Raw genomic sequence first — 11625 nt, 5'->3', positions numbered from 1 at the left:
GTCGTGCACGCGCGCCGCCAGCGCCAGCCGGGCATCGGACCAGCTGTGATCGGTTACCTCATGGACTTCGGTCACCTTGCCGCCAGCAGCCCGCGCGCCGGCAACCACCGGATCGGTCGATGGCTTCAGGCCGTCATCCGATGTCAGCACCAACAGCGGCTGCCGCGCCAATCCGGCACTGCGCGGCCGCAAATCAAAAGCGGCTGCCTGCTCGGTCAACTCCGCCGCCTGCATCGCTGGCGTGGTGCCGCTGAGGGCTTCGCTGTTGCCGGCAGCTTGCGCGATCAAATTGCTGCCGCTCATTTGGGCGACCATGCCCATGTTTGCAGCCGAAATCAGGATGACACCGGCCAGCGCCGGATCATCGCTGCCAACCATTGCCGCCACCCAGCCGCCCATGCTGTGCCCTGCCAGCACGATGCTGGCGGTGTTGATGCCCAGCTTTGCAGCCACATCGGGCCGGCGCAGATGCGCCAGCACGGCGCGGGCATCCTGCGGGTTCTGGGCAAATCGGAAATTGCCTGGGCTGCCCCAGCTGCCGCGATAATTGAAGGTGACGGCGTTCCAGCCCGCGCGGCGCAGCGCTTGCGCCAGATCGAGGTTCTTTTCGTTGCCAGGCCAGCCGTGGCACAGAATGATGGTGGGATGCGGCCCCGGCCCGGCAGCAAGATAAGCCACCGCGTTGATTTCAAGCCCGCCTGACGGAATATGCATCACCTCCATGCGCGCTCGCGGTGAGGCTGTGGCGGGCGGATCGACAAACAGCGCCGATTGCGCGGCGGCATTGCCAGTGGATAGCAAGGCCGTTGTCCAGACCATCAATGCCCATACCATCAATGTCTTCATCCTGCCCTCCATAGCCCCAGTATCACGGCCATTACCGCCCGGCGCAATCTGTTTCACAGCGGCGGCAGGGCCCAATCGATCGGCGCCAACCCCTGCGCAGCGAGCCATGTGTTGGTGCGCGAAAAATGCCGGCAGCCCAGAAAGCCGGTGTGCGCCGACAGCGGCGATGGATGCGGCGCTTTCAGCACGAGGTGGCGGCCATTGTTGGCGCCGGCATCGACAAAGCTGGCCTTTTTCTGGGCGTGGCTGCCCCACAGCAGGAAAGCGCAGGGGCGTTCCCGCGCGGCCACCAGCCGGATCACGTCATCGGTGAAGCCTTCCCAGCCGCGGCCCTTGTGGCTGGCAGCAAGGCCTTGTTCCACGGTCAGGCAGGTGTTGAGCAGCAGCACGCCCTGCCGCGCCCAATGTTCCAGAAAGCCATTCCGGGCGGGCTGGATGCCGAGATCCGCGTGCAATTCCTTGTAGATATTGGCGAGGCTGGGCGGCACCCGCACGCCGGGCCGCACGCTGAACGCCAGCCCGTGCGCCTGGCCGGGGCCGTGATACGGGTCCTGGCCCAGGATCACCACCCGCACTTGATCGAGCGGCGTGAGATCAAGCGCGCGAAACCACTCGCTGCCCTTGGGGAAGATCGTCTTGCCGGCGGCTTTTTCGGCCACCAGGAAGCTGCGCAGCGCTGCCATTGCCGGCGACGCCAGCATGTCCGCCAGCGGCTCCCGCCAGCTTTCGTGCAATTTCACCGTGCCTGCCATGCCGGCCTGTGTGTCCGCCCAAGGTCGGCGGCGTCAACCGGTGTTCAGAAATTCAGGCGCGCACCCACCCAGAAGGTGCGCGGCAAGGCCCGCTCGATCACGCCGGTGCCGGACAGCGCCGCCTGCACCTCGGCATCGAACAGATTTTCCACGCGGCCTTCGATGGCGATGCCCTTGACGATCGGCACCAGCAGCAGTGCATCGACCATGGTGGCTGCGCCCAAGGTGCGGGCGTTCTGATCATCTTCAAACTGGCTGGCGATGTGGCGCAGCGTGGCCGAAGCCGTGAACAATTTGCCGCTGTAATCGGCGGTGCCCGAAAACTGATCGCGCGGGGTTTGCGCCGGTGCCAGTCCATTCAATGCCGCCGCCACGCCGCTGGCCCGAATTTCCGGATCGACATGGCTCCAGCTGGCCGACAGGCCAAATGGCCCGCGCCGCAGCCGGGCATCAACTTCCCAGCCCCACACATTCAATGCATCCAGATTCTGGCGCTGGCGGAAAAAACCATTGGCGGCCACAAAGCCGGCGCCGGGGAAATTGCCCGGCCCGCTAGCCACAGTCACGTTGGCAATGCTGTCGTACATGCGGTTCCAGAACGCCGTCACGCCGATTTCGATGCCGGCTGCAGGCTTCAGGGTGAAGCCAGCGTCCACACCGGTGACATGCTCAGGCGCCAGCAGCGCGTTGGCTGCGGTCACATCCGGTCCAACCCGGAACGGGCGGTACAATTCGTTCAAGGTGGGCAGCCGCCAGCCGCGATAGGCCGCGCTGCGCAGGGTCAACCAATCGGCGGCGTTCACGGCCACGCCAGCGCGGCCGGTAAGCTCTTCACCGGACCGATCAGCATAAAGCAAGGTGGTGAACGGCGCGCCGGTAGCGATGGTGGTTTCCAGCAATCGGCCGTTCTGGATCGTCCACCAATCCAGGCGCGCGGCCAACGTGATCGTAAGGATGCCGGCGGCGATGCTGGCATCGGCAAACACGCCGCTGGTGCTGCTGCGCCCGCCGGCCTCACGCTGGCGCGTCGGGGCGGCATTCACATAGGTGAACAGCTCCAGTGTCTTCCCCGTCAATTGCCGCGTGTCCGCGCCCAGGCGCAGGGTGATGTTTTCGCCCAATGGCGGCGCGATTTCCAGCCGGCCGCCCCAGCCGGTTGCTGGCGTGTCATATTGATCGAGGCTTTGCGTCACGGTGGCGCGCGTGGCGGCCACTGCAGCGAAATCCGAGGTGAAATTGCGCGTCTGCACATAGGCGAGGGCCTGCCAGCCCCAATGGCCCCGCTCATTACCGCGCCCGACCAGCCGCAACGACGCATCGGCGCCTTCGGACGTATTCTGTGAAAAATCGGTGCCGCGTTCACGGCTGTCCGTGAAGGCGGTGGCGCTCACTTGCGCTTCGGTATCGGGCGCGATGCCCACCACAACGCGCAGATTGGCGCTGGCCTGTTCATAGGGCGCAGGGCGGTCAACCGGGCCGCGGCTGCGGGCGACGATTGGCACAAAGCCGTCGCCGCGGCCATAGGCTGCCGACAGCATGGCAAAGCCGCCGTCACGCTTCAGGCCCAAAGAGCCTTGGGCATCCACGCTGCTGCGGCTGCCATAGGCCAGGCCGCCGGTGAACGGGGTGAGCGCTTCGCTGCCCACCGATTCCAATTCGATGGTGCCGGCCAGTGCGCCTGGCCCCCAATAACCTGATCCGCCGCCGCGCGTGACCCGGATGCGCTCCAGCCGGCCAGTGGCATAGGCCGGAAACGCCACCCAGCCGCCAAAGGGATCGGCTTGCGGCACGCCGTCCAACACCAGTAGCGCCCGCGATGAGGCATTGCCGCCCAGACCGCGCAACGTGATGCCCTGGCTGGTGGCATTGGCCGATCGGCTGTCCGAACGGCGAAACTGCTGCTGGCCAGCGATATCGGCCAGCACGGATTCCAGCCGGTTCGATCCGCTGTTGAGGATGCGAGCCCGCTCGATCACCACCAGCGACAGCGCGGCATCGCCGGGCAGGTCCCGCAGGCCCTTGCCCGTGACCGTGATCAACGCATCTTCGGGCGTCGTATCCGCACCCTGGGCAGCGACTGGCATAGCGGACAACAACAAGGCGGCAAGCAGGGATTGTTTGAACATCCAGACCCCTTAGCAAACGCAAGGGATGACGCAACTTGTCCTATCGGCCGAGCCCCAGCGCCCCCAGATCGGCTGTCGCTGCGGCCAGATCGGCATGGGCGACAATCTGGCGGAAGGCCGCATCCAGCCGGCGCACCTGCGCATCAGCCGCAGCCTCTTCGCGGATATTGACCAGGAAGAAATCCGACGCCCCTTCCTGAAAACGCCGCCGTTCGGCATTGGCCATGGCCAGGGCACGGTCTTGCTCGTCGATGGCAATGCCCAGCAGCCGGCGCGATTGGCGGGCGGCAATCGACAGCCCCCCAATTTCAATGCGAATCTGGTCTTCGATGAAGCGGCGGCGCTGGGCAAAGCCATCGATATCGGCGCGGGTCTGATCAAGGCGGCCGCGCGCCGTGCGTTGCTGGATCGGCACGGTCAGCGTGACGCCCAGCTTGGTTTCGGTGCCGGTATAGGCCTGCCCGCCCTGGCCGGCATCGCCAATATATTGGTTCACTTCGGCTTTCAGATCGAGGCGGGGCAGAAAATTGTTGCGATCGAGCAGCAGGCGTTGCCGGGCCTGGGCAATGCGCACATCCACAACCCGCAGATCGGGGCGATTTTCCAGCGCCGCCATCACATCTTCGGCGACAGGCAGCGGCAACGGCAGCGCGCGCGGCAATTGCTGTTGGCCGGGCACCAGCGTGTTGCCATCGGCATCGCGCCAGAACAGCGAAAGATTGACAGCGGATTGTTCCAGCGTCTGTTCAGCCTGCACCACCAGTGTTTGCCGGCGCAGAATATTCTGTTCATTTTCGGTGAGGAGAATCGCCGGGCGCAAGCCTTCGGCCACCTGGCGCTTGAAGCCGGCTTGCCGGTCCAGCGCCAGTCGCAGCAAGCCCTTGAACACGGTGACGCGCTGCCCGGCGATCACCCAGTTGTTCCAGGCGGCGATGGCGCGGGCCTGCACGCCGATGGCAACCAGCAGGCGATCATTGTCGGCCAGCGCGATATCGGCGCTGGCCATGGCGCGATTGAAGCGGCGATCGTCGATGTCGCGGTCACGCAGTAGCGAAAACAGCGTGCCCACGGTCAGGCGGCCAAGCTGGGCGGTGTTGTTGCTGGATTGCGACGATGGGAAGCTTCCGCGTGCGATTTCATAGCCGCCAAACACACTGCCGCCGTTGTTGGCCAGCGGCTGGGTCAGGCGGGCACCGGCTTCGGCGCCATCGTAAAAGCCCGTCGGCCGGGCATCAATATTGGCATTGAACAGCGTGTCGAACGCGCCTTCAGTTGTCAGCAACCGGCCCTGTGCGCCGCGCACCCGGGCCAATGCTTCGAGAACCTGCGGGGCATGAAATCGACTGGCCGCGAGCAGCGCTTCGAGAGTCAACGGCTGGCTGGCAGCTGGCAGCGACTGCGCCGATGCGCGCGCATCCGCCTCCAATGCCTGGCTGGCGCGCGGGCCAACGGCCAGCGGCAGCGTCGCCAGCGCCGCGCCGGCGCCGGTGAGGCCCGCCAGCATCGCCAGCAGCGCCAATCCTTGCGCCGTTCCCCTTGCGTGTTTATTTCGCTGGCGTGGCGGCATCACTGCCCTTTTCGGCCTTGGCTTCGCCATTGGTCGCAGGTTCGGCGCCCGGCCGGGTGAACTGCAACGGGAAATCATTGAGCAGCCGCCACAATTCAAACCAGATCGGCACCGTGTTCATCTGCACCCAGCCGCGCACCTTTGCACCCAGCCGCACCGATGGTTCGGTCGGCCACGGATCACGATCAGGCGACTCCGATACCAGCACCCGAAACAGGCCGCTGGGCGACGCATTCAAATCCATGGCGGCGACCTGGCCATCAAAATAGCCCTTGGCCACCGATGGCCAGCCGGAAAACTGAATCGCCGGCCAGCCTTCGAATTCCAGCCGAACCCTGCGCCCGGTATGGATGAGCGGCACATCACGGCCATCGACAAACAATTCCACCACCCGCCGCGATTGTTCGGGCACGAATGTGGCCAGCACATCGCCCTGCTTGATCATCGTGGCGGTATCGATGCTGCTGACTCGCATGATACGCCCGGCGCGCGGCGCGCGGATCAATTGTTCGGATTGGCGGCTAAGGTTCACATCAATCTTGTTGATCTCGGCCCGCGACGACGCCAGTTTTGCCGCATAATCCGCGACCTTGATCTGTGCCAATTCCATGTCGCGCCGCGCCGCCAGCCCTTCGCCGTAAAGGGTTTGCATGCGGGTCACGTCACGCTGCGCCGTGGCCATGGCGGCGCTGGTTGCGGCCATTTCCGCCAGTTTCTGTGTCCGTTCACTGCGCAACCGCGACAGGAAATCCGGATCGATATCCACCACGCGGGCAATGGCTTCGCCGGCCTGGACGCGGGCGCCATCGGTCACATACCAGCGCGTCAGCCGCCCGGGCACCATCGCGCTGATATTCTGCTGCCGGTCACGCGGATCAAATGCGATCACCTGGCCGGTGCCTTGCGCGGTTTGCACCCACGGCACCAGCGTGATGAACAGGACAGTGATCACGATTGCTGCCACCACAAGCAGCGCAAATACTCGCATCACCGGCGGCGGATTGAGGCTGCGCAGGGTTGGAAACGGCGCGCTGCTGCCGGCTGGCGGCACATTATTCGCCATCTTGTGTCTCCCGGCCGGCGGCAAGGCGCAGCTTGTCAAACACGCTGCGGTCGCGGGTCACGACCTGCTGTTCCAGCCCCATCCACACCCAGCCATCCAGCGTGATCGCCTCAGGCCGATTGCTGAAGTACAGCACGGTGGTCGATTTTCCGCGAAAATGGCCCAATACCGCCTGCAACCGGCTGACTGGCACCGTATCGCACAGCGGCGAGAGCACCAGTATGTTGGGCTCCGACAGGATGGCGGCGGCCAGTTTCAGCTGCATCATCTTGGCCACCGTGAACGGCGCGCCGGTTGATGACAGGCGGGTCTGGATGCCATCGGGCAGCAAGCCGATGCGATCCCCAAGGCCAACCAACTGCAATGCCTGCAATTGATCAGCGGCGTTGCGGGCGGGATTGGCCAGCATCAGATAATCAAGGATGGTCGATTCCACGATGCTGGCCCGGTCCAGCACCATGATCCCGGATCGCAGCGCCAGCGGATCCATCAAGGCGATATCCATGCCGCCCAGTGTGATCAGGCCCGAATCCGGCTTCTCCAGCCGCTTCAGCAATTCGGCAAATTCCCGTTCCATCCCCGGTACGCCCTGGCACACCAGCATGGAACCGGCCGGGATATCCAGATCAAGTTCGGCGCGGCCCACGGGCAGCGCAAAACGCACGCGGCTCATGCCCAGCGCGCCGCCGTGCGGTGGCGGCAATTTTGTTGATGTCTGCGGTTCCTGCTTCAGCCCATAGAGCAGCGAAAGTTCCTCGACGGCTGCCACGATGTCGTACAGGTCATCCAGGTAGGAATAGAGGCTGTTCATGCCGGCAAACACGCCAGACAAGATTAGTTCGGCCGCAACCAACTGTCCAATCGACAATTGCTCCTGAATGACCAGCCAGCCGCCCAATGCCAGCAAGCCGGCGCTGGCCAAAGCGTATAGAAAATAAAAGGCAATGGTTTGCGGAAACTGATAAGAAAAGTGCAGGGCGTGGGCTTTGACATAATTTGCTGTCACTGTTTCGGCTCGGTCAAGCGCATAATCGATATGACGTGCCGATTTGTAAAACCCGTTCGATGCGCCGACTGTTTCCAGGAAATGTGCGGCATTGTATTTTTCATGCGAGAGGACGATTGATGTTTTCATCGCGCCCTTGGCCCAGATCGTCCAGACCGCCCACAGCAGCAAGATCAGCACCAGGTTGAATGCCAGAAAAAACGGGTGATAAAAGCTGGTGACAACAAACCCGACGATCATGCCAAGAATGATGGTGAAGCCGCCAATCAGCAGCGACGGCACGGCCTTTTGCATGTTGATCAGTTCAAAATAGCGGTTGAACAGGTCGCTGCGGCGATCGTCCTCGAAAAACGGATCCGCGGCGTTGATGGCCCGGGTGGTAACATCCGCCACAAGCCGCGCCATGAAGCGGCGGCGATACAATTCCATCAGGTGAATGCGCAGCACGCTGAGCAATCCGGAAATGATCAGCAATGCAAACAAGATGAACGAAAGCGTGAACAGCGGTACGGGCAACGCGGTGTTGGCGATGCTGTTGATCAACAATTGCACCGAAATCGGCGTGGCCAGACCAAGCAACGCCACGCCGATGCCGTAAATGATTGCCAGCCAGAAATAATTTTTCTCTGGCCAGACAATATCGGTCAACCAGCGGTAAACCAGCCGGTTGAGGTCCATCTGGGCAAGATCGGTGGCCGCCATGTGTCTCCTGTCGGGCAATCCGGTGCGCTTGGCGGGTGATGTAGGGAAGTTCACCCCTGTTTGCCAAGGCCGCTTCCCAAAAGAAATTACATAGGCGTAATATTCAGCTGAGATGTCGCAGGGCGTTGGCAATCAGATCGACCATTTCGTCGATCTCCGCCGGGCTGACAATCAGTGGCGGCGACAGGGCGATGGTGTCGCCCGAAGCGCGCACCAACAGGCCGGCATCAAACAGGCTGCGCAGCATTTCGACGCCGCGTGCACCCGGCGCTCCGGCACGCGGTGCCAGCTCGATGCCGGCCATCAGGCCGAAATTGCGAATGTCGATCACATGCGGCGCCTCGGCCATCCGGTGCACCGCCGTTTCGAAGTAGGATTCAAGATCGCGGGCCTGCGCAAACAGGCCATCGTCGCTGTACAGCTGCAACGTGGCCAAGCCGGCGGCGCAGGCGAGGGCGTGCGCCGAATAGGTATAGCCGTGGAACAATTCGATGCCCGGCGTGTCCCCAGGTGCCATGACGATGGCATCATGCACTTGCCGCGAAGCTGCCACGGCGCCCATCGGCACGGCGGCGTTGGTGATCGCCTTGGCCATGCAGATCAGATCAGGCGTAACGCCAAAGCGTTCTGCTGCAGTTGCTGCGCCCAGCCGGCCAAAGGCGTTGATCACCTCATCGAAGATCAGCAGGATGCCGTGCTTGGCGGTAATCGCACGCAGCCGTTCCAGATAGCCAACAGGCGGCGGCAGCACGCCGGTTGAACCCGCCACCGGCTCCACGATCACCGCTGCAATCGTGTCGGCGCCGTGCAGGGCAATGATCGCTTCCAATCGGTCCGCCAGCTCCGCGCCGTGCGCCGGCAGGCCCTTGGAGAAGGCATTGCGGGCCTGATCGAGCGTATGCGGCAGATGATCCACCCCGACCAGCCCAGGCCCGAACGTGCGGCGATTGGCAACCATGCCGCCCACCGAAATGCCGCCAAAGCCGACACCGTGGTAGCCGCGTTCCCGCCCGATCAACCGGGTGCGCTGGCCGTCACCGCGCGCCCGGTGGTAGGCCAGCGCAATCTTCAAGGCGGTATCGACACTTTCGGAGCCGCTGTTGGTGAAGAAAATCCGGTCCAGCCCGGCCGGCATCATGCTGCCGACGCGGTTGGCCAATTGAAAGGCCAGCGGATGGCCGAACTGGAAGGTCGGCGCGAAATCCAGCTCGGCCGCCTGCTGCTGAATGGCGCGCACGATGCGGTCACGGCCATGCCCGGCGTTGACGCACCACAATCCGGCACAGCCATCCAGCACCTGCCGGCCATCACCGGCGGTGTAATGCATGTCCTTGGCGGCCACCAGGACGCGTGGGTTGGCCTTGAAATAGCGATTGTCGGTGAACGGCATCCACCACTGGTCAAGATCGTTGGGCAGGGTGCTGTGCATGATGCGGTCCTGTCAGGCGGCGGCGTTCAGGGACGTTCAGGGACGTTCAGGGACGTTCAGGGACGTTCAGGCCTTTGCCAGCAGCGTTTCGATCTGGCTGCCCAGCGCTTCGGGTTTGGTAGTCGGTGCGAAGCGTTCCTGCACTTCGCCCTTGGCATCCACCAGGAATTTGGTGAAATTCCATTTGATCGATTCCATGCCGAGCAGGCCCGGTGCCTGTTTCTTCAGCGCGCGGAACAGCGGATGCGCGCTGTCGCCATTGACATCGACCTTGGCAAACATCGGAAAATCGACATCGTATGTCAGCTTGCAGAAATCGGCGATTTCGGCGGCATTGCCGGGTTCCTGTGCGCCAAACTGGTTGCACGGAAAACCGAGCACCGCAAAGCCCTTGGGCCCATAGCGGCGGTGCAACGCTTCCAGGCCGGCATATTGCGGGGTGAAGCCGCATTTGCTGGCGGTGTTGACGATCAACAGCACCTTGCCTTCGAAATCTCGCATCGAAATCTCGCGGCCATCGATGGTTTTGGCGCGGAACTCATAAATGCTGGTCATTGCTTTTCCCCTTCACGCCGTGTGCGGCCGTCTGGGCCAGAACTGCCCAATGCAGCCACGAAATGCCGCCGGCACAATGCCACATAACGATCATTGCCGCCAATCTCGGTCTGTGCGCCGCTGGTAACGGCGCGGCCCTGGCCATCGATGCGAAGGTTCATCGTGGCCTTGCGGCCGCAATCGCACACGGCCTTCAGCTCGCTGAGCGTGTCGGCCAGCGCCAGCAGCCACAGGCTGCCTTCAAACAAATGCCCGCGAAAATCCGTGCGCAGGCCGTAACACAGCACCGGAATCGCCAGATCATCGGCAACCTGTGCCAGCTGCGAGACCTGCGCGCGACCCAGGAACTGCGCTTCATCCACCAGCACGCAGTGTTGCGGCGTGGCCGCATGCGCCGCGTGGACGGCAGCAAACAGATCGGTGTCTGCGGCAAACGCCGCAGCGGGGGCGCTAAGCCCGATGCGCGAGGCGATGATGCCTGCGCCAGCCCGGTCATCGATGGCGGCCGTGAACAGCAGCGGGTTCATGCCGCGTTCCCGGTAATTGAAGGCCGCCTGCAGCAGAACCGTCGATTTGCCGGCATTCATCGATGCATAATAGAAATACAGCTTGGCCACGCCCGTTCATGCGCGCGGCCAGCTGCACACGTCAATCGGGGCAATGGCGGTTCAGCGATTGCCGCCGATGAAGTCGCCCAATTCGCCCAGCACGCTGCCTTCGCCGCGATTCTGGCCGCGCCCGCCGGCCGCTTGCAGCATGCGCCCGGCCAGCCGGCTGAACGGCAAGGATTGGATCCACACCTTGCCCGGCCCGGTCAACCGCGCGAAAAATGCGCCTTCGCCGCCAAAGATCATCGATTTGACCCCGCCAACCGTTTCCAGATCGAAGGTGACACTGGGCGTGTAGGCCGCAAGGCAACCCGTATCGACATGCAGCACTTCGCCGGGTGCCAGATTGCGCTCGATTACCGTGCCGCCCATCTGCACGAACACCCAGCCGTCGCCGTCCAGCCGCTGCATGATGAAGCCTTCGCCGCCAAACAGCCCGGTCATGATACGGCGCTGGAATTCGATGCCAATGGCCACCCCGCGTGCCGCTGCCAGAAAGGCGTCCTTCTGGCAGATCAGCGTGCCGCCCACGCTGTCCAGCTTGATCGGCAGGATGGCGCCGGGCGTCGGGCTGGCAAATGCCACCCGCGCCTTGCCGCCGCCATTGTGGGTGAACACCGTGGTAAACAGGCTTTCGCCGGTGACGAGGCGCTTGCCGGCCCCCAGCAATTTGCCCATGAAGCCGCCGCCTCCCGCTTCACTGCCATCGCCAAACACCGTCGTCATGCCGATGCTGGCATCCTTCCACACCATCGCGCCGGCTTCGGCCACCGCGCTTTCGCCGGGGTCAAGCTCGATTTCGACGAACTGCAGTTCCTGGCCCTTGATTTCAAAATCAATATCGTCGGCGCTGCTGCTGCGGCTGTGCTGCCAGGGGCTGGGCATGGCGGTCATCCTTTTAGTTGTGCAGTGTTATTGTACGCATGGTGTGTTGCTCTGCCAAGACGCTGATTTGCGGAATTTTGCGAGTG

At 63.4% G+C, this 11625-nt stretch carries 10 protein-coding genes; all 10 read right to left on the bottom strand.

The window, feature by feature from the left end; translation table 11 throughout:
* Positions 1–846, bottom strand: an 846-nt coding sequence (locus tag ABWP50_RS04660) for an alpha/beta hydrolase (protein WP_353216831.1), incomplete at its 3' end; no start/stop codon positions are given.
* A gap of 53 nt (positions 847–899) precedes the next feature.
* On the bottom strand, positions 900–1598 hold the full coding sequence (gene ung, locus ABWP50_RS04655) for a uracil-DNA glycosylase (RefSeq protein WP_353216830.1): 699 nt from the start codon (positions 1596–1598) through the stop codon (positions 900–902).
* A 44-nt stretch (positions 1599–1642) separates the two neighbouring features.
* The gene (locus ABWP50_RS04650; RefSeq protein ID WP_353216829.1) at positions 1643–3724 is read right to left on the bottom strand and encodes a TonB-dependent receptor; all 2082 of its coding nucleotides are present in this window, start codon (positions 3722–3724) and stop codon (positions 1643–1645) included.
* A 40-nt stretch (positions 3725–3764) separates the two neighbouring features.
* Entirely contained in the window at positions 3765–5243 is a 1479-nt protein-coding gene (locus ABWP50_RS04645; protein WP_353216828.1) for a TolC family protein, read from the bottom strand.
* A gap of 25 nt (positions 5244–5268) precedes the next feature.
* On the bottom strand, positions 5269–6354 hold the full coding sequence (locus tag ABWP50_RS04640; RefSeq protein ID WP_353216827.1) for an efflux RND transporter periplasmic adaptor subunit: 1086 nt from the start codon (positions 6352–6354) through the stop codon (positions 5269–5271).
* Complete coding sequence (locus ABWP50_RS04635; protein WP_353216826.1) at positions 6344–8062, bottom strand: ABC transporter transmembrane domain-containing protein; 1719 nt, start codon at positions 8060–8062, stop codon at positions 6344–6346. The genes ABWP50_RS04640 and ABWP50_RS04635 overlap by 11 nt, the downstream gene beginning before the upstream one ends.
* A gap of 103 nt (positions 8063–8165) precedes the next feature.
* Positions 8166–9491: an omega-aminotransferase AptA gene (aptA, locus tag ABWP50_RS04630; protein WP_353216825.1), complete on the bottom strand. Its 1326-nt coding sequence runs from the start codon at positions 9489–9491 to the stop codon at positions 8166–8168.
* 66 nt (positions 9492–9557) lie between these two features.
* Positions 9558–10046, bottom strand: coding sequence for a glutathione peroxidase (locus ABWP50_RS04625; protein ID WP_353216824.1), 489 nt, complete (start codon positions 10044–10046; stop codon positions 9558–9560).
* Positions 10043–10663 (bottom strand): thymidine kinase, encoded by a 621-nt coding sequence (locus tag ABWP50_RS04620; RefSeq protein ID WP_353216823.1) that lies wholly within the window; start codon positions 10661–10663, stop codon positions 10043–10045. The genes ABWP50_RS04625 and ABWP50_RS04620 overlap by 4 nt, the downstream gene beginning before the upstream one ends.
* 51 nt (positions 10664–10714) lie before the next feature.
* Positions 10715–11539: a TIGR00266 family protein gene (locus ABWP50_RS04615; RefSeq protein ID WP_353216822.1), complete on the bottom strand. Its 825-nt coding sequence runs from the start codon at positions 11537–11539 to the stop codon at positions 10715–10717.
* Positions 11540–11625 lie beyond the last annotated feature (86 nt).

Source organism: Sandarakinorhabdus sp. (assembly GCF_040398645.1).
GTDB lineage: Bacteria > Pseudomonadota > Alphaproteobacteria > Sphingomonadales > Sphingomonadaceae > Sandarakinorhabdus.
Note: the sequence above shows the minus strand (reverse complement) of the source record. Positions and strands in the feature narration are given on the sequence as shown.